The 21,786-nt window shown below is 71.6% G+C and carries 18 protein-coding genes; 10 read left to right on the top strand and 8 right to left on the bottom strand.

All coding sequences use genetic code 11. The annotated features are described in order from the left end of the window. Positions 1 to 59 precede the first annotated feature (59 nt). The 3 genes from guaB (at position 60) to KOI47_RS30735 (ending at position 4,687) form a co-directional block, all read left to right on the top strand. Entirely contained in the window at positions 60 to 1,577 is a 1,518-nt protein-coding gene (gene guaB / locus KOI47_RS30745) for an IMP dehydrogenase (RefSeq protein ID WP_216210371.1), read from the top strand. Between the two features lie 79 nt (positions 1,578 to 1,656). Continuing rightward, positions 1,657 to 2,802: a GuaB3 family IMP dehydrogenase-related protein gene (locus KOI47_RS30740; protein WP_216210369.1), complete on the top strand. Its 1,146-nt coding sequence runs from the start codon at positions 1,657 to 1,659 to the stop codon at positions 2,800 to 2,802. 148 nt (positions 2,803 to 2,950) lie between these two features. Continuing rightward, positions 2,951 to 4,687, top strand: coding sequence for an FAD-dependent oxidoreductase (locus KOI47_RS30735; protein ID WP_216210367.1), 1,737 nt, complete (start codon positions 2,951 to 2,953; stop codon positions 4,685 to 4,687). Here KOI47_RS30735 and KOI47_RS30730 read toward each other — a convergent pair. Then, complete coding sequence (locus KOI47_RS30730) at positions 4,659 to 6,104, bottom strand: aldehyde dehydrogenase family protein (RefSeq protein WP_216210365.1); 1,446 nt, start codon at positions 6,102 to 6,104, stop codon at positions 4,659 to 4,661. The two genes, KOI47_RS30735 and KOI47_RS30730, sit on opposite strands and share 29 nt — an antisense overlap. 114 nt (positions 6,105 to 6,218) lie before the next feature. On the opposite strand from KOI47_RS30730, the gene guaA reads away from it, so the two are divergent. Genes guaA through KOI47_RS30715 form a run of 3 tightly spaced genes read left to right on the top strand, consistent with a single transcriptional unit; the run spans position 6,219 to position 9,313 of the window. Next, complete coding sequence (gene guaA, locus KOI47_RS30725; protein ID WP_216210362.1) at positions 6,219 to 7,769, top strand: glutamine-hydrolyzing GMP synthase; 1,551 nt, start codon at positions 6,219 to 6,221, stop codon at positions 7,767 to 7,769. A 28-nt stretch (positions 7,770 to 7,797) separates the two neighbouring features. Next, positions 7,798 to 8,583 (top strand): E3 ubiquitin ligase family protein, encoded by a 786-nt coding sequence (locus tag KOI47_RS30720; RefSeq protein WP_216210360.1) that lies wholly within the window; start codon positions 7,798 to 7,800, stop codon positions 8,581 to 8,583. A gap of 31 nt (positions 8,584 to 8,614) precedes the next feature. Beyond that, positions 8,615 to 9,313, top strand: a complete 699-nt coding sequence (locus KOI47_RS30715) for a helix-turn-helix domain-containing protein (protein WP_216210359.1) — start codon at positions 8,615 to 8,617, stop codon at positions 9,311 to 9,313. 7 nt (positions 9,314 to 9,320) lie between these two features. On the opposite strand, the gene KOI47_RS30710 is transcribed toward KOI47_RS30715, so the two are convergent. After that, positions 9,321 to 9,536 carry a hypothetical protein gene (locus KOI47_RS30710; RefSeq protein ID WP_216210357.1) on the bottom strand — a complete coding sequence of 72 codons (216 nt, stop codon included), beginning with the start codon at positions 9,534 to 9,536 and terminating at the stop codon, positions 9,321 to 9,323. Further along, entirely contained in the window at positions 9,529 to 10,788 is a 1,260-nt protein-coding gene (locus tag KOI47_RS30705) for a PspC domain-containing protein (protein WP_232376364.1), read from the bottom strand. The genes KOI47_RS30710 and KOI47_RS30705 overlap by 8 nt, the downstream gene beginning before the upstream one ends. A gap of 279 nt (positions 10,789 to 11,067) precedes the next feature. Here KOI47_RS30705 and KOI47_RS30700 point away from each other — a divergent pair, with 279 nt between their 5' ends. The 3 genes from KOI47_RS30700 (at position 11,068) to KOI47_RS30690 (ending at position 14,395) form a co-directional block, all read left to right on the top strand. Next, positions 11,068 to 12,468, top strand: a complete 1,401-nt coding sequence (locus tag KOI47_RS30700; protein WP_216210353.1) for an ATP-binding protein — start codon at positions 11,068 to 11,070, stop codon at positions 12,466 to 12,468. Positions 12,469 to 12,496: 28 nt separating this feature from the next. After that, on the top strand, positions 12,497 to 13,189 hold the full coding sequence (locus KOI47_RS30695) for a response regulator (protein ID WP_216210351.1): 693 nt from the start codon (positions 12,497 to 12,499) through the stop codon (positions 13,187 to 13,189). Positions 13,190 to 13,258: 69 nt separating this feature from the next. Beyond that, positions 13,259 to 14,395, top strand: coding sequence for a hypothetical protein (locus KOI47_RS30690; RefSeq protein ID WP_216210349.1), 1,137 nt, complete (start codon positions 13,259 to 13,261; stop codon positions 14,393 to 14,395). On the opposite strand, the gene KOI47_RS30685 is transcribed toward KOI47_RS30690, so the two are convergent. Continuing rightward, positions 14,378 to 15,316 carry a DMT family transporter gene (locus tag KOI47_RS30685; RefSeq protein WP_216217670.1) on the bottom strand — a complete coding sequence of 313 codons (939 nt, stop codon included), beginning with the start codon at positions 15,314 to 15,316 and terminating at the stop codon, positions 14,378 to 14,380. The two genes, KOI47_RS30690 and KOI47_RS30685, sit on opposite strands and share 18 nt — an antisense overlap. Positions 15,317 to 15,438: 122 nt before the next feature. Here KOI47_RS30685 and KOI47_RS30680 point away from each other — a divergent pair, with 122 nt between their 5' ends. Continuing rightward, entirely contained in the window at positions 15,439 to 16,332 is an 894-nt protein-coding gene (locus KOI47_RS30680) for a LysR family transcriptional regulator (RefSeq protein WP_216210347.1), read from the top strand. A 6-nt stretch (positions 16,333 to 16,338) separates the two neighbouring features. Here KOI47_RS30680 and KOI47_RS30675 read toward each other — a convergent pair whose 3' ends face one another. The 4 genes from KOI47_RS30675 to KOI47_RS30660 all read right to left on the bottom strand — a co-directional run bounded on the left by KOI47_RS30675 (position 16,339) and on the right by KOI47_RS30660 (position 21,635). Next, complete coding sequence (locus tag KOI47_RS30675) at positions 16,339 to 17,328, bottom strand: serine/threonine-protein kinase (protein WP_216217669.1); 990 nt, start codon at positions 17,326 to 17,328, stop codon at positions 16,339 to 16,341. Positions 17,329 to 17,413: 85 nt separating this feature from the next. Next, a complete protein-coding gene (locus KOI47_RS30670) occupies positions 17,414 to 19,042 on the bottom strand; it encodes a serine/threonine-protein kinase (protein WP_216210344.1) in 1,629 nt (542 codons plus the stop codon). A gap of 239 nt (positions 19,043 to 19,281) precedes the next feature. Beyond that, positions 19,282 to 20,172: a hypothetical protein gene (locus KOI47_RS30665; protein ID WP_216210343.1), complete on the bottom strand. Its 891-nt coding sequence runs from the start codon at positions 20,170 to 20,172 to the stop codon at positions 19,282 to 19,284. 260 nt (positions 20,173 to 20,432) lie between these two features. Continuing rightward, complete coding sequence (locus tag KOI47_RS30660; protein ID WP_216210341.1) at positions 20,433 to 21,635, bottom strand: hypothetical protein; 1,203 nt, start codon at positions 21,633 to 21,635, stop codon at positions 20,433 to 20,435. Positions 21,636 to 21,786: the final 151 nt, after the last annotated feature.

Here is a 21,786-nt window from a genome sequence, read left to right as displayed (position 1 = left end):
ATCGGTGACGAGTGCACCCACTCCACTGCTCCCACGCCGAGGAAGGCCCACCGCCAGCCATGACGAGCGAGTTCTCCACCGCCCGCGCCGTAGCCCCGGACAAGTTCGCCATGCTCGGACTGACCTTTGACGACGTGCTGCTGCTGCCGGCGGAATCGGATGTGCTGCCGAGCACGGTGGACACCAGCACCCGGCTGTCCCGCAACGTGCGGCTGCGTATCCCACTGCTGTCCGCGGCCATGGACACGGTCACCGAAGCCAGGATGGCGATCGCGATGGCGCGCCAGGGCGGTATGGGGGTGCTGCAGCGCAACCTGCCGATCGAGGAGCAGGCGCAGGCGGTCGAGGTGGTCAAGCGGTCCGAGGCCGGGATGGTGACCGACCCGGTGACCTGCTCACCGGAGGACACGCTGGCCGAGGTGGACGCGCTGTGCGCGCGGTTCCGTATCTCCGGGGTGCCGGTCACCGATGCCGCGGGCACGCTGGTGGGCATCATCACCAACCGGGACATGCGGTTCGAGGTGGACCACAGCAAGCCGGTGCACGAGGTGATGACCCCGGCCCCGCTGGTCACCGCGCAGGTCGGGGTGACCGCGGACGCGGCGCTCGGCCTGCTGCGCCGGCACAAGATCGAGAAGCTGCCGATCGTCGATGGTGCGGGCAAGCTGCGCGGCCTGATCACCGTCAAGGACTTCGTCAAGACCGAGCAGTACCCGAACGCCACCAAGGACACCGACGGCAGGCTGCTGGTGGGCGCCGCGGTCGGGGTCGGCGCGGACGGGCACCAGCGGGCGATGGCGCTGGCCGACGCCGGGGTGGACGTGCTGATGGTGGACACCGCGCACGGGCACTCGCGGGCCGTGGTGGACACCGTCGCCACGCTGAAGAAGGAACTCGGCGACACGGTGGACGTGGTCGGCGGCAACATCGCGACCAGGGCCGGGGCGCAGGCGCTGGTGGACGCCGGTGCGGACGGGGTGAAGGTCGGCGTCGGGCCGGGTTCGATCTGCACCACCCGGATCGTCGCCGGTGTCGGTGTCCCGCAGATCTCCGCCATCTACGAGGCCGACCAGGCCTGCCGGCCCGCTGGGGTGCCGGTGATCGGCGACGGCGGCATCCAGTACTCCGGGGACATCGCCAAGGCGCTCGCGGCGGGCGCCTCCGCGGTGATGCTCGGCAGCCTGCTCGCCGGGACCGCCGAGGCGCCCGGTGACCTGATCCTGGTCAACGGCAAGCAGTTCAAGACCTACCGCGGTATGGGCTCACTGGGTGCGATGCAGACCCGGGGCGAGGTCAAGTCCTACTCCAAGGACCGCTACGCCCAGGACGACGTGCTCTCCGAGGACAAGCTGGTGCCGGAGGGCATCGAGGGCCGGATCCCGTTCCGCGGGCCGCTGGCGAACGTGGTGCACCAGCTCGTCGGCGGGCTGCGTTCGGGAATGGGCTACGCGGGCGCGACCAGCATCGCCGAGCTGCAGGAGGCTCAGCTCGTCCGGATCACCGCGGCCGGGCTGAAGGAGAGCCACCCGCACGACATCACGATGACCGTGGAGGCCCCGAACTACACCACCCGCTGACCGGGCCGGTGCCGGGCACGGGGGACGAGGTGGCTACCGTGGCCCGGTCCGGTAGCACGGCGGCGAGAGGGGACTTCACGTGCGGGACCTGGTCGAGATCGGCATGGGGCGCACCGCGCGGCGGGCGTACGGCCTCGACGACATCGAGATCGTGCCTTCCCGGCGTACGCGCTCGTCGAAAGTGGTGTCCACGTCCTGGCAGATCGACGCCTACCGCTTCGAGCTGCCGCTGGTGACCCACCCGACCGACGCGGTGGTGTCCCCGGGCACCGCGGTCGCCTTCGGTGAGCTCGGCGGGCTCGGCGTGCTCAACGCCGAGGGCCTGTGGGCGCGCCAGGCGAACGCGGAGGAGGCGCTGGATCGGCTCGCGCGGACCGCGCGGGAGGCGGAGGACCCGGCCGAGCTGGTACGCCTGCTGCAGGAGCTGCATTCCGCGCCGATCAGGATGGACCTGCTCAGTGAGGCGATCCGCACCGTGCGCGAGTCCGGGGTCACGGTGGCGGCCAGGGTCAGCCCGCAGCACGCCGCCGAGCTCACCCCCGACCTGCTCGCGGCCGGGGTGGAGATCCTGGTCGTGCAGGGCACCATCGTGTCGGCCGAACACGTGGGGCCGGACGGGGGCGAGGACGGCGAGCCGCTGAACCTCAAGGAGTTCATCTCCGACCTCGAGGTACCGGTGATCGCGGGCGGGGTCAGCGACTACCGCACCGCCATGCACCTGATGCGCACCGGTGCCGCGGGTGTGATCGTCGGGCACGGCTACACCCCCGGGGTCACCAGCACCGACCGGGTGCTCGGCATCGGGGTGCCGATGGCCACCGCGATCATCGACGCCGCGGCGGCGCGCCGGGACTACCTGGACGAGACCGGCGGGCGCTACGTGCACGTGCTCGCGGACGGTGGGATGAGCGTGTCCGGGGACATCGCCAAAGCCATCGCCTGCGGCGCCGACGCAGTGATGCTCGGCGCGCCGCTGAGCGCTGCCACCGAGGCCCCCGGCCAGGGGCTGTACTGGACGGCCGCGGCGGCGCATCCCTCGCTGCCCCGCTCGCAGGTCGCGGCAGGCACCAGGCACTCGGTGGACCTGAAGACGCTGCTGTACGGACCGTCCGCGGATGCCGAGGGGGCGGTCAACCTGTTCGGCGCCCTGCGGCGCGCCCTGGCCAAGACCGGCTACTCCGACCTCAAGGAGTTCCAGAAGGTCGGCCTCAACCTCCGCGGCTGACCCGCCAACGCACTACGTTTCGCCCGCGAAACGCACCGGCCGGGGCCTGGCTGGGTGCGGTTTGCCCGCTAAACGCACTTCGGGGGTGGGTGAACTGGCGGGTAACTTAGTTCTGGTCAGGCGGGGACGGGCGGGTTACGCTTTACCTGTGACTGCGCGTAACACCACCGAGTATGACTACGACGTCATCGTGGTGGGCTCCGGGTTCGGTGGCAGCGTCGCCGCGCTCCGGCTCACCGAGAAGGGATACCGGGTCGCGGTGATCGAGGCGGGCCGCCGTTTCGCCGACGACGAGTTCGCGAAGACCTCATGGGACCTGCGCCGCTACCTCTGGGCGCCGCAGCTGGGCTGCTACGGCATCCAGCGGATCCACCTGCTCAAGGACGTGATGATCCTCGCCGGAGCAGGCGTCGGCGGCGGGTCGCTGGTTTACGCCAACACGCTCTACCGGCCGCTCGAGCCGTTCTACACCGACCGCCAGTGGGCGCACATCACCGACTGGCGAGCGGAGCTCGAGCCGCACTACGACCAGGCGAGCCGGATGCTCGGCGTGGTCACCAACCCGACCGTCACCCCCGCGGACGAGGTGATGCGCAAGGTCGCCGCCGATATGGGGGTGGCCGACTCCTACCACCCCACACCCGTCGGCGTGTACTTCGGCAAGCCCGGCGAGCAGGCCGAGGATCCCTACTTCGGCGGCGCCGGGCCCGCCCGCACCGGTTGTACCGAGTGCGGAGCCTGCATGACCGGCTGCCGGGTCGGGGCGAAGAACACCCTGATGAAGAACTACCTGTACCTCGCGGAACAACTCGGTGCCAAGATCATCCCGCTGACCACGGTGACCGGGCTGCGCCCGCGCGGCGATTCGGCCTTCGAGGTGGACATCCGCAGGACCGGCACCACCACCAAACGCTTCACGCACACCCTCACCGCGGGACAGGTCGTGCTGGCCGCGGGCACCTGGGGCACCCAGACCCTGCTACACCGGATGCGGGACACCGGCGCGCTGCCGCGGCTTTCGTCCCGGCTCGGCGAGCTCACCCGCACCAACTCCGAGGCGATCATCGGCTCCGGCCGGTTCACCGTGGATCCGGAGCGCGACTTCAGCACCGGCGTGGCGATCACCTCCTCCATCCACCCGGACGAGCTCACCCATGTCGAGCCGGTCCGCTACGGCAAGGGCAGCAACGCGATGAGCCTGCTGCAGACCATCGCCACCGACGGGGCATCCGAGGTGCCGCGCTGGCGGCAGGCGCTGCGGTTCATGTTCCGGCACCCGGTGCAGACCGTCCGCCTGCTGAACGGCTACCGGTGGAGCGAGCGGACCATGATCCTGCTGGTGATGCAGAGCCTGGACAACTCGATCACCACCTACACCAGGCGCGGCTGGTTCGGCCGCCGCCGCTACACCTCCAAGCAGGGGCACGGCGAGCCGAACCCCACCTTCATCGCCGCCGGGCACGAGGCCAACCTGCGCACCGCCGAGCATATCGACGGGGTCGCCGGCGGCACCTGGGGCGAGATCTTCAACATCCCGCTCACCGCGCATTTCATCGGCGGCGCACCGATCGCCACCGAAGCGGGAAAGGGCGTGATCGACCCGTACCACCGGGTGTTCAACTACCCGAACCTGTCCGTTGTGGACGGCGCGGCGATCACAGCGAACCTCGGCGTGAACCCCTCGCTGACCATCACCGCACAGGCCGAGCGCGCCTTCTCGCTGTGGCCGAACAAGGGCGAGGCCGACCCCCGCCCTGCGCAGGGCGAGGGCTACCGGCGGCTGGACCCGGTCCCACCCCGGCAACCCGCCGTGCCCGCCGAGGCGCCCGGGGCGCTGCGGCTGCCGATCGCCGAGGTCACAGCTCGATCCCGGTCAGCACGGTGACCCGCTCCTCGGTCAGGTCGTGCATCGCGGGCAGCACGCCCTCCCGGCCTGCGCCGGACCGCTTGACCCCGCCGTAGGGCATCTGGTCGGCACGGTAGGACGGCACATCGCCGATGATCACGCCACCCACCTCGAGCTCGGCCGAGGCCCGGAAGGCCAGCCGCACATCGCTGGTGAAGATCCCGGCCTGCAGCCCGAAGGCGGAGGCGTTCACCGCCGCGAAGGCCTGGTCCGCGTCGTCCACCACGGTCACCGCGAGTACCGGGCCGAACACCTCCTCGGCCCACACCTTCGCGGCAGAGGGCACCCCGGTGAGCAGGGTCGGCTCCACGGTCGCGCCATCCCGGCCGCCGCCGGTCAGCACTGTCGCCCCTGCGGTCACGGCCTCGTCCACCCAGGAGACGATCCGTTCCGCGGTGGCCTCGTCCACCACCGGCCCGACCGACACCTCGGCGTCGTACGGATCGCCGGTGCGCTGCGCCCGCACCGCCTCCACCAGCTTCGGCAGGAACTCCTCGGAAACCGAGCGCTCCACGATCACCCGCTGCACCGCGATACAGGACTGGCCTGCCTGGTAGTTGCCGAAGGTGGCGATCCGCTGCGCGGCCCCGTCCAGGTCCGGCCAGTCGCCGAGCACCACGGCCGCCGCGTTGCCACCCAGCTCGAGCACCACGTGCTTGCGCGGGGCGCGGTCCATCAGCGACCAGCCCACCGGCCCGGAGCCGGTGAACGACACCACCGGCAGCCGCGGGTCGCTGACCAGCGCGGTGGTGGCCTCGTTGCCGAGCGGCAGCACGGAGAACGCGCCCTCGGGCAGACCGGTCTCGGCGAGCAGCTCGCCGAGCACCAGGGCGGACAGCGGGGTGCGCGGGGCGGGCTTGACGATGATCGGCGCCCCCACCGCCAGCGCGGGGGCCACCTTGTGGGCGACCAGGTTGAGCGGGAAGTTGAACGGGGCGATGCCGAGCACCGGGCCGCGCGGCACCCGCCGGACCAGCGCCATCCTGCCCTCGCCCGCCGGGTCGGTGTCCAGGCGCTGCAGTTCGCCCGCGAAACGTCGCGCCTCCTCGGCGGCGATGCGGAACACCGACACCGCGCGGTTCACCTCGGCCTCGGCCCACCGCAGCGGTTTGCCGTTCTCCGCGGTGATGATTTCCGCGATCTCCTCGGCACGGGCGGCCAGCCCGCGCGAGACGTGCTCCAGCGCCTCCGCCCGCCGGTGTGCGGGCAGGGCGCGTAACCGGATGGCGGCCGCGGTGGCCGCCGCCACGGCGCGCTCGACCTGCTCCGGACCGGGGATGGCCACGGTGGCCACCTCGCTGCCGTCGAACGGATGGGTGACGACCAGCGTGTCCGCCCCCTGCTCGGCACGGCCGGCGATCCAGGCGGCACGCGGTTCGGGTGTGATGGTGTCCATACCAGCACGGTATTCGGCGCGGATGGCCTCCGCATGAACGCCCCGCGCCAGTACCTGTCCGGACCGGACCTGCGACGATAGTGTCGCCCGTTCGCACTAGACAGGAGGTCCGCGGTGGCACAAGGCCCCGTGCTGGTGGTCGACTTCGGGGCGCAGTACGCGCAGCTGATCGCGCGTCGCGTCCGCGAGGCACAGGTGTATTCCGAGGTCGTCCCGCATACCGCGACCGCGGCGGAGCTGCTGGCCAGGGACCCCGCGGCGATCATCCTCTCCGGCGGGCCCGCCAGCGTGTACGCGGATGGCGCCCCGGCCATGGACCCCGCGCTGGTCGAGGCGGGGGTGCCGATGTTCGGCATCTGCTACGGGCACCAGCTGCTGGTCCAGGCACTCGGCGGGGAGGTCGAGCACACCGGCGGCCGGGAGTACGGCCGGACCGAGGTGCAGATCAGCGGCGAGGGCGGGGTGCTGCACGGCGAGCTGCCCGCAAGGCATCCGGTGTGGATGAGCCACGGGGACAGCGTGACCAAACCGCCTGCGGGCGCGGTCGTCACGGCCACCACCGAGGTGTCCCCGGTGGCCGGGTTCGAGGACACCACCCGCCGCTTCGCCGGGGTGCAGTACCACCCGGAGGTCGCGCACTCCCCGCACGGCCAGGAGGTGCTGCGCCGGTTCCTGCGGGACATCGCGGGCATCCGTCCACAGTGGACCACCGCGTCCATCGTGGACGAGCAGGTGGCGGCGATCAGGGAGCAGGTCGGCGCCGCGAACGCGATCTGCGGGCTGTCCGGCGGAGTGGACTCCGCGGTGGCGGCCGCGCTGGTGCAGCGTGCCATCGGTGACCGGCTGACCTGCGTGTTCGTCGACCACGGGCTGCTGCGTTCCGGGGAGCGCACCCAGGTCGAGCGCGACTTCGTTGCGGCGACCGGGGTCAACCTGGTGACCGTGGACGCGCGGGAGCGGTTCCTGGACGCCCTGGCCGGGGTCAGCGACCCCGAGGAGAAACGCAAGATCATCGGCAGGGAGTTCATCCGGGTCTTCGAGCAGGCCGAACGCGACCTCAAGGCCAAGGGCGACTACCGCTTCCTGGTACAGGGCACCCTCTACCCCGATGTCGTGGAATCCGGCGGCGGCACCGGCGCGGCCAACATCAAGAGCCATCACAACGTCGGCGGCCTGCCCGAGGATCTGCAGTTCGACCTGGTCGAGCCGCTGCGCCTGCTGTTCAAGGACGAGGTCCGCAGGGTCGGCCTCGAACTGGGCCTCCCGGAGACCATCGTGCACCGCCAGCCGTTCCCAGGGCCGGGGCTGGGCATCCGGATCATCGGCGAGGTCACCGCGAACCGGCTGGAGACCCTGCGCTCCGCGGACGCGATCGCTCGCGAGGAGCTCACCTCGGCCGGGCTGGACAGCGATATCTGGCAGTGTCCCGTGGTGCTGCTGGCCGAGGTGCGCAGCGTCGGTGTGCAGGGCGACGGCCGCACCTACGGCCATCCGGTGGTGTTGCGGCCCGTTTCCAGCGAAGATGCCATGACCGCGGACTGGACCCGGCTACCCTACGACGTGCTCGAGCGGATCTCGACCCGGATCACCAACGAGGTGAGCGAGGTGAACCGGGTGGTGCTGGATGTGACCAGCAAGCCGCCGGGCACCATCGAGTGGGAGTAGGACTGAGCAGGCTGGGGGAACCCAAACAATGTGGATCATCGGTGTGCTGCTGATCGGCGCGGCGGTGGCGGGCTTCTTCTTCATGCGGCACACCAAGAGTGAGCTGCACGCGATGATCGGCACCGAGACGCTGACGATCCCGCAGCTGGAGGACCTGCGGAAGGTCTCCGACGAACTCGGCGCCACCGGCGGTTTCCGCAGGACCGCCGAGGTGGTCGGTGCCGCGCACCCCCGGCCGGAGGGGCTGCTGACCGCCGAGATCAGCAAGACCGAGTGCGTCTGGTACCGCTACCGGATCGACCGGCAGTACGAGCATGTCGAGTACCGCGACGGCAAGCGTCACCGCAGCAAGCGCACCGAGAAGGTCGCCGAGCACACCTCGCACGAGGGCTACGCCCTGATCGACGATGCGGGCCGCACCATCGGCGTGGACCCCGGCGGCACCGCCCCGGACGGCACCGAGCAGACCGTGCACCGGTTCGAGCCGCACCATGGCGGATCGGGCCCGGTGGAGGTGTTCGGCTTCCGGCTTCCGGACTTCGTCGCCGGCGGCAACGGTTCCACCATCGGCTTCGACTACAAGGAATGGGTGATCCGGCCCGGCCGCAGGCTGTACGTCCTCGGCGAGGTGCACGACCGGATCGGCCCGCTGGTGATCGGCAAGCCGCAGGGTGGTGGCCACTTCATCATCTCGACCCGTACCGAGGACGAGCTGCGCGAGGACCGGGTCACCCGGCACCGCTTCCTCGCCGTCGGCGTCATTATCGCCACCCTGGCCGGGCTGGCCCTGATCGTGGCCGACCTGATCGGCTGACCGGCGCGGGCGGCCTGACATGATGCCGGCCATGGACGAAGCGGAACTCACCGAACGGGTGCGCGCGCTGCGCGCGAACGGCAGCTCGCCCAAGGAGATCGCGCACGCCCTCGGGGTTCCGCGGGCGAGGGTGGTGCCGGTGGTCCGGCAGCTCGCGGCACAGGACGAGACGCCGATCGGGGACCGCGAGGTCGCGGGCTGCTGGGTCAGCCCCGGCTGGCAGGAAGGGCTGACCTTCGAACCCCGGCCGGACTGGCCGGCCGGGACGTCCGCGGAAGGCACCACCGGACTGGTCGGTGTGCTGGTGGCCCGCGCGCTGCGGCGGCACCGGGTCTCCGCCTGCGGTTTCCTGGTGGACGTCTACTGCCTCGGCGTGAAGAACGTGATCCCGGCGCGGGAGATGGACCAGCAGGCGCTGCCGATGTTCGTGGACGCCTTCTTCGAGAACTTCGCGACCGGCCCGCTGCAGGTGCCGCTGGAGCTGGCCCAGCACCTGGTGTTCGGCGCCGTGGAGTACGCGCGCGGGCTCGGCTTTCCGCCGCACGAGGAGTTCGCCGCTGCCGCCGGCCACCTGGGGTCGTGGACCGGCCCCAGCCCGATCGGGTTCGGCAAGGACGGCGTTCCGGTCTACGTTCCCGGACCGCACGACGACCCCGATGCCGCCTACCGGACCCTGGAGAACGCGGTGGGCCCCGGCAACTTCGAGTTCGTCGCCAGGGCCACCGGCTGACCGGACCTCAATGCCCCTTGCCGCGCAGCGAGGACACCAGCATCAGCACCCCGATCAGCACCGCGCCACCGGCCAGCACCCAGCGCAGGTCCGCGGCGGGCAGCCAGCTGGCCCCGTCGGAAAGGACGTAACCGGAAACCAGCAGGGTGGCGATCCCCGCGATCAGGGTGAACCAGTCCACGCCCCGCCGGGCGGCGCGGTTGTCGTTCTCGAACTCAGCCACGGAGCACCTCCGCCGTGCCCATCGAGGAACTCACGTCCAGGGTGATCTTCGCGCCACCGGGCCCGCCGTCCGCGCCGAAGTCCGTTCCGGTGACCGGCCCGCTGTCCAGGCCGCTGCGCTCGTTACCGAGGCAGTTCGCCGCGCCGGCCGTGGTGGCGCAGGTGTAGGTGACGTCAGCGTCCGCCGGTACGTACACCGTGCCGGTGCCGGCGCCGGTGACCACCCTGGTTCTCACCTCGGCGTCGGCTGGTAGCTGCCGCAGGTCGAGGTCGATCGTGCCCACCGAGGTCCGGTACTCCGGCAGCACCGCCGCCGCCGTGGTCGGAGTGGCATTGACCGGGCCGAAGCCATCGCGGAACGGGTCGTTCGGCAGCGAGGTCAGCAGCAGGCCCGCGAGGGAAAGCGGGAGCGCCAGCCAGATCAGGCCCCGCCCGCCGTGCACGAACGCGCCGGTGACCATGCCGATCCCGATCACTCCGAGCATCAGCCCGATGACGTGCGCCGGGCTGAACCAGCCGACATCGCTGGCGGTGAGCGTGGCGCCCACCGCGCCCACGATCACGGCGAGCCCGAAGGTGGCGACCCCGATCCTGGACTGGCGCCTGCGCGGTTCGGGCGGCTCGGCCGGTTCGGCCTGCCGCGGCGGCTCGGGGTTGGGGTCGGGCAGGTCCCAGGCCAGTGGCGCGGCGCCGAGTGGGTCCCAGCCGGGGGCGGTGGCCTGCGCGGACAGCGGTACGGCGAAGGCCGTGCCGCCCGGCCCCTCCTGGTAGCCGGGGATGGCGACCGGCCTGCGCAGGTGGCCCCGGCTTCGGTGCAGCAGGTAGACCGCCGCGACCAGCAGCGCCAACCCGATCAGCCCGCCACCGTCCAGCCAGCCGGTTCCGGTCAGCGCCCAGCTCGCGCTGAGGAACACGGCAACGCACAGCGCCAGGGACAGCGCTTTGGAAGTCGAGCTCCGGCCGCGCCCGATCAGCCCCTCGGCCGCCCCGACCTCATCACTCTCGTCCGGGAAGAACAGCCAGCCGAGCAGGTAGAGCAGGAGCCCCGAGCCGCCGAACACGGTGGCGGTGACCAGCGCGACCCGCACCACGACCGGGTCCACGCCGTACCTGTTGCCGACGGCCGCGGCCACCCCGGCGACCTTGCGCCCCCGATGCGGGCGCCGCGGCCTGCTGGCCCAGAAATCCTTCACCGTGTACTCGAACCCGCCTGCGGACGGGCCCGACGCGTTCGTCGCTGTCGCGCCACTCATACCGTCCAGCATGCGTGCTCGGCCGCGTACGCACATCGGGGGAGACCCCTGAGATGGGAGGGTTGTTCAGAACGACCCAGCGACCGCGGGCCGCCATGCCAGGGTGGGGGCACCGCGGCGCGCAGCGCCACCGCTTGGGTGGTGGTGGGCGACGGGCGGGAGGTCGTCGCAGGTCACCGCGCTGGCGTGGCGCATTGCGGACCGGAACAACCCGACCACGGAACAGGACTCGGCGGATCGGGGCTTTCCCTGATGAAAAGCCGCCCCGGCCGTGTGACCATGGGCAACGTGCAGGAACAGGTCACCCGGCAGCCCGGGCCGGAGGAGCGGAAGGCGACCGGGGGCGCCACCGTGCCCACCGTGCCCGGCACGGTGCTGCCTGCCGAGCCCGCCGAACCGGCCACCATGTACCGGCGCCGGTCCGGCCGGGCACTGGCCGGGGTCGCCAGCGGGCTGGCCGACCACCTCGACCTGCGGGTGCTCTGGGTGCGAGTGGCCTTCGCCCTGCTGGCCGGGTTCGGCGGCGCCGGGCTGCTCGCCTACGGTCTGCTCTGGGTGTTCGTCCCGCAGGCCCCGCACGAGAAGGACACCGCCGCGCCCGCGAGGGAGTCGCGGGAACGGCAGCAGGCGTTCGGGCTGCTCGCCCTCGGTGTCGGGCTGGCCGTGGCCAGCGGCGCGATCGCGGGGGTGTTCAGCGGCTGGGTTGCCATCCCGGTAGCCGTGGTGATCGTCGGCTTCGCCGTGGTCTGGCGGGAGGCCGACGAGTCACAGCGCCGCCGCTGGCGGGACGGCGCCAAATCCGGGGTGACCGACGTCGTCGTCGGGGGCGGCGGCTGGTCGGCGGCGATCCGGGTGTTCGCAGGCGTGGCGCTGGTGGTGACCGGCATCGGGGTGGTGGTGCTGCGCACCGGAAGCCTGGACCAGATCCAGTTCGCGCTGATCGCCGTGCTGGCCACCCTGGTCGGGGTCGCGGTGCTCACCGTGCCGTTCTGGCTGCGGCTGGTCGGTGACCTCGGCGAGGAACGCAGGGCCAGGATCCGCACCGAGGAACGCGCCGAGATCGCCGCGCACCTGCACGACTCGGTGCTACAGACGCTGGCGCTGATCCAGAAGCAGGCCGACTCGCCGCGGGAGGTGGCCCGGCTGGCGCGCAGCCAGGAACGGGAACTGCGCGGCTGGCTCTACGGCCCCTCCGGCTACGGCAGGCCATCGGACCGGGGCGGCCAGGACGCCTCGGACACCGCGGGCGGGCAGTTCTCCGCCGCGCTGGCGCAGGCCTGTGGCGAGGTGGAGGACACCTTCGCCGTGTCGGTGCAGCAGGTCGTCGTCGGCGAGGCCGAGCTCGACGGGGCGCTGGGCGCGCTGGTGCAGGCCGCGAGGGAAGCCATGGTGAACGCGGCCAAGCACGCCGGGGTGCAGGAGGTCAGCGTGTACGCCGAGGTGGAGGCCGGTTCGGTGACCGTCTTCGTGCGGGACCGCGGTAAGGGCTTCGACCCGGACCTCGTTCCAGCCGACCGGCATGGCCTCGCGGATTCGATCCGGGGCAGGATGGAGCGCAACGGCGGAAGCTGCAGGCTGCGCACCGCGCAGGGGGAGGGCACCGAGGTGCAGCTGGAGATGCCGCTGAAGGCGAGTAAGTCCTCGGCCGCGGCGGCGTCGGGCCAGGCGGCCTCGAGCTAGCCGAGACGGTTGACGGGTGAGGAGCGTCGTGACAGAGAACGAGAGCACGGAGCAGGCCGGGCGGCCCGCCGGGCCGGTGAAGGTCTTCCTGGTGGACGACCACGCGCTGTTCCGGGCCGGGGTCCGTGCCGAGTTGGAGTCGATCACCGACGAGGTGGAGGTGGTCGGTGAGGCCGGGTCGGTCACCGAGGCGGTGACCGGGATCACCAGGGCGCGGCCGCAGGTGGTGCTGCTCGACGTGCACATGCCGGATGGTGGCGGCGCCGAGGTTCTCCGCAGGCTGCGCCCCGAGTTGCCGGAGGTGGTGTTCCTCGCGCTGTCGGTCTCCGACGCGGCCGAGGACGTGATCGCGGTGATCCGCGCGGGCGCCCGCGGTTACGTCACCAAGACGATCTCCTCCAAGGAGCTGGTGCGCGCGGTGGTCAGGGTCGCCGAGGGGGACGCGGTGTTCTCCCCGCGGCTGGCCGGCTTCGTGCTGGACGCTTTCGCCGACCGGCCGGGTTCGGCGCCGATCAGCGATCCGGAGCTGGACCTGCTCACCCCGCGCGAGCGGGACGTGCTGCGCCTGCTGGCGCGAGGGTACGCCTACAAGGAGATCGCCTCAGAGCTGTTCATCTCGGTGAAGACCGTGGAGACGCACGTGTCCAGCGTGCTGCGCAAGACCCAGCTGTCCAACCGCTACGAGCTCTCCCGGTGGGCATCCGACCGCAGGCTCGTCTGACGGGATTGCGCAAACCCCGGACGGGGTAGTCCTGCCTCCGGTAACCAGGGACCGGAGGGGAACACGATCATGGCGACCACGGGCAGGACCTGTGTCATCGGGCTGCTCGCCGACCCGGGCCTGCCCACCGAGCTGGCCCAGCGACTGTGCCACCAGCTGCCGCGGACGCTGGCCGAACGGATCGGCGACCAGGTGCACTGGGAGGTCAGGGTGGTCTCCGAACCGCTCATCCTGGACGAGCACAACCGCATCCCGATCGTCGAGCACGCCAAGGAAAAAATGCCCCGCGAGGGCTGGGACCTGATGATCTGCCTCACCGACCTGCCGCGCAGGCTGCGCGAGCGGCCGGTGATCGCCGACCTCAGCGCCCGGCACCGGGTCGCGCTGGCCGCCCTGCCCGCGATCGGCTGGCTGCGGCTGCGCACACATGCCCTGCGCACCCTCGCCGTGCTGGTGGAGGAGCTGTCGGAGTACGGCCGCCCGGCCGGGACGGCGCATCGCGGCCTGCGCAGGCCGCTGGAGCGGATCTCCCCGGTACGGAGGGTGAACTCACCCGACGAGCACCTGGACGCCGCGTTGACCCTGGTCGGGCTCCGCGGGCGGCTGCGGCTGCTGTTCGGGCTGGTCCGGGACAACCGGCCGTGGCGGCTGGTGCCCAGCCTGTCCGGGGCCATCGCGGCCGCCGGGGCGACCGCGGCCTTCGGGGTGTTCTTCCCCTCGATCTGGTCCATGGCCGACGCGCTCAGCCCGGCGCGGCTCGCGGTGATCAGCGTGTTCGCGGTGACCGCGATGGTCGTCTGGATGATCGTGCACAACTCGCTGTGGGAGAGCACGCGGCACCTTGGCTCCCGGCAGGAGGCCGTGCTGTACAACCTCGCCTCGATCCTCACCCTGGTGATCGGGGTGAGCTGCATGTACGTCCTGCTGTTCGGGCTGACCCTGCTGGCGGCCGTGGTCGTCATCTCAAGCGGATTCCTCGCCACCAGGCTGGGACATCCGGTCGACCTGACCGACTACCTCGGCCTGGTGTGGCTGGCCAGCTCGATGGGCACCGTGGCCGGCGCGCTCGGCTCCAGCGTCGAGTCGGAGGAGTCGGTGTTGCAGGCCACCTACAGCAGGCGGGAACGGCAGCGCAGGGAACGCGCCAGGGAGGCGCGGCAGGCCGAGGAAGCAGGGGAAACCGAGGAGTCAGGGGAGAGTTCCTGATCCCTGCGGTGCCCCCGCGGCCGGTTCCGGTTCCGCCCGCGCCCCGGCCCCGTTCCGGCGGACCCTGGTCAGCGCGACCCCGAGCAGCACCACCACCATCCCGGCCACCACCCGCAGGTTCAGCTGCTCGTTCAGCAACAGCGTGCCGAGCAGGATGGACACCACCGGCATCAGGTAGCCGACCGTCGCCGCGGCCACCGCGCCCTCCTCGGCCAGCAGCCGGTAGTTCACCGCGAACGCGATCCCGGTGGAGAACACACCCAGTACCACCACCGCGAGCACCGCGCCGGGATCCAGTTGGATCGGGCCCAGCCCGCCGAAGGGCATAGCCAGTACCAGGAACCCGCTGGCTGCCAGCATCTGCGACCCGGCCAGCGCGACCGGGGAGGCCCCGGAGGCGGTGAGGAACCGCTGCTCGTAGACGAACACGAAACCGTAGCTCATCGCGCCCGCGAGGATCGCCACCGAGCCCCAGCTCAGCAGGTCACTGGCCTGCCACGGCGCGAAGATCAGCACCGTGCCGGCCAGCCCGGTGACCAGGCCGCAGATCCGAGCGGGGTTCAGCCCGCGTTCGGTGCGCCACAGCAGGGCGACCACCAGCGCCCACAGCGGGGTCGTCGCGTTCAGCACCCCGGTGGTGCCGGAGTCCACGGTCAGCTCCCCGATCGCGAACAGCAGGAAGGGCAGCGCGTTGTGGAACAGCGCCGCCACCCCCAGGTGCAGCCAGATCCGGCCGCCGCTGGGCAGCCGGTCGCGGTAGCTGTAGCACAGCACCAGCAGTACGGCCGCGCCGAGGAGGAGCCGGACCAGCACCAGCTGGACCGGGGAGAAGGCGTTCAGCCCGAGCTTGATCCAGAAGAAGCTCGATCCCCACATCAGCGCGAGCACGCCCATCCGCAGCAGCGTCCTGCCTTCGCTCACCCCTGCCCCCAGTACTTCCTCGTGATCCACCAGGTTGTCACCGACGACACTGGCGAGCGCCAGACATAAGAACAAGCGAAATTTTGTGCAGGCAGGTTTCAGTAGAACTGTAAGATGAAGGGATGCTGGACGTGCGGCGGATGCTGGTGTTACGGGCGGTGGTGACCAGCGGCTCGATTACCGCCGCCGCGCGGAATCTCGGATACACGCCCTCCGCGGTCAGCCAGCAACTGTCCACTCTGGAACGGGAGGCGGGTACGGTCCTGCTGGAGCGGGTCGGCCGGGGTGTCCGGCCCACCGCGGCCGGCACGTTGCTTTCCGAGCATGCCGAGCTGGTCAGCACCCAGCTGGGCAGGGCGGAGTCGGCGCTCGCCGAACTGAAGGCAGGCCGTACCGGCAGGCTGGCGATCCGGTACTTCGCCACCGCGGGCGCCGCACTGGTGCCACCGGCCGTGGCCGCGGTCCGCCGCGAGTACCCGGGTATCCGGCTCGACCTGCGGCTGTTCGAACCGGAGGACCCGCTGCCGATGGTGGCATCCGGCGAAGCCGATGTGGCGATCGTGGTGTCCGCGGGCGGCAACCGGCGTAACCGGAACCTGGAGTTCGTGCACCTGCTGGACGATCCGTACCGGGCGGTGCTGCCGAAAGGGCATCGGCTGGCAGGCAAACGGGTGCTGGACCTTGCCGACCTCGCCGAGGAGCCGTGGATCGGCAACGAGTGGCCCGCGCCTGGGCCGTGCCGGGAGATCCTGGTGGACGCCTGCGGCGCGGCCGGGTTCACCCCGAACTTCGTGGTCGAGGCGGAGGACTACCAGACCTCGCAGGGCTTCGTGGCGGCCGGACTCGGGGTCACCGTGATCCCGGCGCTCGGGCTCGGCGCCCCGCATCCAGGGGTGGTGCTGAGCAGGCTGCGCAACCCGCAGCCGGTACGTCCGATTCATGCCGTGCTCGCCCCGCATGCGCGGGAGCAACCCGCCGTCGCCGCCCTGCTGGCGGCGATGAGCCCCGCCCCCTGACAGCGCCTAGACCAGGACGAGTTCGGCGAACAGCACCCCGATCACCACGGCGAGCACGATCGCGATGGCGGTGATGACCCACTTCCGCGTGTCCGGGCCGCTGCGCGTCGGTGCGGGCGCCTGCTGGCCGGGCCGTACCGGGGGCGGCGCGGCCGCCGGGGCCTGCTCAACCTGCTGCGGGGTGCGCATCACCGGCACGGTCGGCATGGGTGGTGCGGTAGGGGGCACGAACGCGGTCTGCTGGCCCTGGGTGATCGCGCCCAGCGCCTTGACCGTGTCATTCATCGTCGGCCGCAGGTCCGGTTCGGTGCGCAACAGCTTCAGCAGCGCGCCGGTGAGCGGGCCGGTGCGCTGCGGCGCGGCCTGCGCCCCCGTGCCGTCCGGGCCGAACGGCGGGACCCCCTCGACCGCGGCGAACAGGGTGGCGCCAAGGGAGAACGCGTCGGCGGCCGCGGTGGCCGGTTCACCCCTGGCCACCTCCGGCGCACGGTAGGCGGGGTCGGGGCTGGCGTCCGAGATGCCGATATCGGTGATCTTGACACCGCCATCGTCCGCGAGCAGTACGTTGCTCGGCTCCAGCACCCGGTGCGGCACCCCGACGGCGTGCGCAGCGGCTAGCGCCGAGCCGAGGTGGATGCCCAGTGCCGCGGCCTGTTCCGGGGTCAGCGTGCCGTACTCGGCGAGGAAGTCCGCCATGTTCCTGGAAGGGACGTACTCCATGACCAGCCAGACGTCGTCACCCTCGCGCAGCGCGTCGTGCACGGTGATGGCGCAGGCGTGCACCACCCGGATGGCGTCCTTGCCCTCCCGCAGGGCGACCTGCCTGGCTTGCTCGGCCGCGGCGGGGTCGAGATCCGGCCGCACGAACAGCCGTTTCACCGCGACGGTCCGGTGCAATCGGGTGTCGAAGGCAAGCCACACGATCCCCGCGCGGCCCCGGCCGATCGGCTGATCAAGGCGGTACCGTCCACTGACGAGTGTGCCTTCCGGCGTCACAAGGCCCTCATCTCCGCTGGCAGTCAAGAACTTCCTTTCAGCCTAACGGGTTTACGGTGATCGGCTGAGCCGAGCGCCGCGAGGGTCAGCCCGATTCTTCCGTCGTGGTCGGATCTGGCGGGTCCGGCGGCGAGGTCGTCGTCTTGCTCTTGGTCGTCGTGGTGGTCGTGGTCGGGTCCGGTTCGTCGGTCGGCTCCGGCGGGTCCGGCGGCGGTGGCTGCGGGGGCGGGTTGTTGTCCTCCGGCTGGCGGGACCTGCTGCGGTCGCTGGTCGGGTCCGGTTCCTCGGTCGGTTCGGTGCTGGTGGGCTCCGCCGAGGTGGTCGTGGTCACCGGCGCTGAGCTGGTGGTGTCCGCTGGCGGCTGCACCGGGTCCTGGTCCGCCTCGTCATTGCCCTTCGGGCCACTGAACAGCCACACCCCGAGCGCGACCAGCCCGGCGACCACGATTGTGCCGATCGCGGCGGGCAGCTTCCAGTTGCCCCGTTCCTCTTCCTCGTCGGGATCCGCCTCCGGCGGGGCGGGGCGGTCATCCTCGTAGGGATCCGCGTAATCCTGGTAGTCGTCCTGGTACTCGCCCGGATAGTCGTCGTAGGGCTCGTAGTCCGCGTAGGCACCTGCGGGGACCGCGCGGGTCGCGTCCGGCCCCTGCGCCCGGTAGGAGTCGTAGTCCTGCTCGGGAAAGCCGCTGGCCGGGGCGTAATCCTCGTCCGGCACATCGGCATAGAAGTCCGGCCCGGCGTCGCCGAGGGTGCCGGAGTGGCCGGAGGGCAGGTCCTCCTCGGCCAGCGCCGCCCCGGCCGCGGCACCCGCGCCCGCGCCGAGCGCGGCCGCGCCGAGGGCGGGGGCGATGGTGGTGGCGTCCGCGGCACCGGTGGGCCCGCCCAGCGGGGTCTCCCCACGGGCCACGGCGGCAAGCAGCTCCTCGCACTCCTCCGCGGTCGGCCGGTGCTCGATCTCCGGGTGCAGCAGCACGGCGAGCACGCTGGCCAGCGGCCCGGACTGCCGCGGCGGGTTGATCTGCCCGGCCGCGACGGCGTGCAGCAGGCCGAGGGTGTTCTCGCTGAGCCCGAACGGCGGCTGGCCCTCGGTGGCCGCGTACAGGGTGGAGCCGAGGGAGAACACATCCGACTCCGGGCCGGGGTCGCCGCCGATCGCGACCTCGGGGGCAAGGTAGGCCGGGGTGCCGGCGATCATGCCGGTCTTGGTCACGGTGACATCGTCCTTGGCCCGGGAGATGCCGAAGTCGGTGATCTTCACGGCGCCGTTGCCCGCGAGCAGGATGTTGCCCGGCTTGATGTCCCGGTGCACGATCCCGTAGGCGTGCGCCTCGGCCAGCGCGGCGGCCACCTGCGCGCCGATCCTGGCGACCTCGAGCGGCGGCAGGGTCCGTTCCTGCAGCACGGCGGCGAGGCTGGTGGAGGCCAGGTACTCCATGATCAGGCAGGGCTGGCCGTGGTCGTCGGTGACCACGTCGAACACGGTGATCGCGTTGGGGTGGTGCAGGCGGGCGGCGATCCGGCCCTCCCGCATCGTGCGCTGCCGCGCGTCCTCGGCCTCGTCCTCGTCCAGCCCCGGCTGCAGCAGCAACTGCTTGATCGCGACCGTGCGGTGCAGAACCTCGTCCTGGGCCTGCCAGACGGCGCCCATCGCGCCGGTACCGAGCCGCTGGACGATGCGGTATCGGCCGGCGACCAGGTGACCCTCGTCGCTCACGCGGCCTCCTTCTGGGGCTCCGTCATTATCTTCAGGGCACGGGCGGAGCGTAGGACAGCGAAGGCCACGCGCCGTATTTGCTGGAGCGTATGCACATGTTCGCCACCTGTGTGCCGGTTTGCCGAGACTGACCTGTGCAAGGCTAGGTGTTCACTCTGTGCACATGCACGCGGCACGCTTCGCCGGTGCGGCGCAGGCTACCGGCATGGCCGCCGCCCGGACCCGGCCGGCGCGGCCGTTCAGGCGTGCTGGGCGGACAGCAGGGTAGCCTGGCTGATCAGCGGGGCCGCGCCGGAGGTGAACTCCAGCAACTGCGTGATCCGCACCCGCTGGCCGTCCGGTTGCGGCACGATGATCACCGCCCGCACCGAGCCGTCGGCCAGGGTCTGCAGGCTCTCCACGGTGAGTGATCCCATCGAGCTCCAGGCCTGCACGAGCGTCTCCGGCCGGTCGCCGGCCAGTAGCGGGTCCAGCAACGCGAGCGCGTCCACGGGATTCTCGCGTACCCGCTGGTAGAACTCCTCGACCAGGGCGACCCGGTCCGCGCGCTGGGTTGCCTGCGCGGTCACCGCAGACTCGGCCGTGGCCGGTTGCTCCGCGGTTGCTTCCGTGGCCGGGCTGCCCGCGGGGCCGGTGCGCGCGCCTTCGGCCGCCCGCGCGGTGGTCGTGCTCGTGCCGGTCTCCGGTCCAGGCCCACCGCCGGAGCCGCCTGCGCTGTCCGCCCGTCCGGTCTCGGGCATCGCGAACCCGCCGAGCGCGGCGGGCCCGGTGATCTCCAGCCGATCCGGCCGCGGGGCCTCGCGGTCGTCGGCGAGCAGCGAGGCGGTCACCACCGAGCCGGAGAGCAGCACCCCGGCCAGCATCAGCGCGGCCAGCTTGGAACGCCGGGCCAGCGTGCTCTCCGGCCGCACCGGCGGCGGCTGCTCGCTCGGCCGTTCCTCGGCACGCGATCCGGCCGGGACACGCCGCAGGTACTGCCGCGGTTCGCGGAGTACCTGGCGGAGATGCTCGCGGTCGACCATCTCGTCATCGAGAAGCTCCGCGCACAGTAGGTCTTCGACGCGGACGGACCGGCTGTCGGGGTGGCTGCCCGAGTAGCTCTGCCGTCCGGTGCGGATCCCGTCTTGCACGACCGGTTCGCCTCGTTTTCGGGGTCGTCTGGCTGGTTGGCTCAAGGACAAACTGTGAACCTCTAGCGATCAGCGAACCCGGTCGCGTCCGATGCGACCAGTCTCTATCGGTGGACTGCTGTCGGAGCACGACGAGCGGCAGCGCATGTCACCCGACTAGCGCAACCTGTCGCCACTCGCCGCACTGCACGTGCAACGGGACGTGTTCTACGCACGTGCAACCGCAGGTGAACGGGTTATCGCGCTCTGCGTTCGATCCGTTACCGGGCGTCCTTCTCGATCTTGTTGCTCTCGTCGAAGACCAGGGTCCGTTGCTGGCTGGTCTTGCTGCCGTCGTGGTGCGTCACGGTGACCGTGTTGATCGTGTAGCCCTGGTTCGGGTCGATGTAGACCTGCTTGACCTCGAAGTAGGCGATCTCGGCGTACCGGCGGCGCAGGCCGTCCGGTCCTTCGGCGGCGAGGGTGCCGGTGGTGAGCTGGTGCGCCTGCGCGGCGTCCTCGGTGACCAGGTTGAGGTAGTCCTCGGAGCGCTTGCCCATGGTCTCCGGGTCGAAGAACATCACCACGTGCCGGGGGTTGGCCGTGCTCTTCGGCGCCCTGGTGACCGGCGGTTTGATCGGCGTGCCGGTGCTGGTGGCCGCAGGGGTGGTGGTCCGCGTGGTCGAGGCGGCGGTGCTGTGTTCGGGGAAGCTGGCGCCCGACCCGGAGCCGGCGAGTCCGCTGCGCGACTTGCCGAGCGAGGCATTGCCCTCGGTGGTTCCGGTCGGCGTCGCGCCGGTGCTGCTGGCCTGGCTGGCCGCGGCCTCACCGCTGATCGACGGCTGCCCGCCCGATGAGTCCGGCCATCCGTCGATGGCCTGCGTTTCCGGGTCGGAGGGGTTGCTCACCAGCAGCGATCCGGCGAACAGCAGGGCGACGACCACACCGCCGGAGGAGGCCGTGGCGAACCAGGCGGCCTTGCGCCAGCTCCGCGGGGGGGTGACCGATGCGGGCACCGAACCGAGGTCGAACTTGCCGAGGCCGTCCGGTGGGGGCGCCACGTACAGCCGGATCTCCTCGTCGGTGGCCGGTTCCGCCTCCGGCCGGGGGGTGAGGGTGACCCGCTTGCGGCGCACCGTGGGTGCGTCGTCCCCGGCCTGTTCCGCCAGGTCACCGGCCTCCGGTGCGGAGCGGGTCACCGGCGTCGGCACCGTCGGCTGCTCCGGCACGACCACCGGGAGCTCACCATGGGTGGCCAGGTACCCGGCCCGGCAGCCGGGCTCGGCGCCCGCGCGGCGGGCACCGGTCATCGGCAGCGAGCCGCTGACCGAGGCTTCCAGCGGGTCCTCGGCGGCCCGGTGCCTGCTCGCCCCGTGCTGGGCGGGGACAGCGGGCGTCCAGGTGCCTGCCCGTTCCCTCCGGTGCCTGCCCGCGTGCGCGGTATGTGCTGCGCGATGCTCAATGGATTCGGCCCCGCCATTCATACTGGGTGGACCCCTCCCCTCGCGCCTGCTGATGGCATTCCGGGTGTCGTTCCGCCAATCGGAGCAATCGAGGCGGTGGAACGACTGGTGCACTGAGCATATGCACGCCACGCTGCACTTGCACGGCAACTTGCCGACCGCATGATGCACG

Origin of the sequence: Amycolatopsis aidingensis (assembly GCF_018885265.1) — a bacterium.
Classification (GTDB): domain Bacteria; phylum Actinomycetota; class Actinomycetes; order Mycobacteriales; family Pseudonocardiaceae; genus Amycolatopsis; species Amycolatopsis aidingensis.
This window is presented reverse-complemented; position numbering and strand designations above follow the sequence as displayed.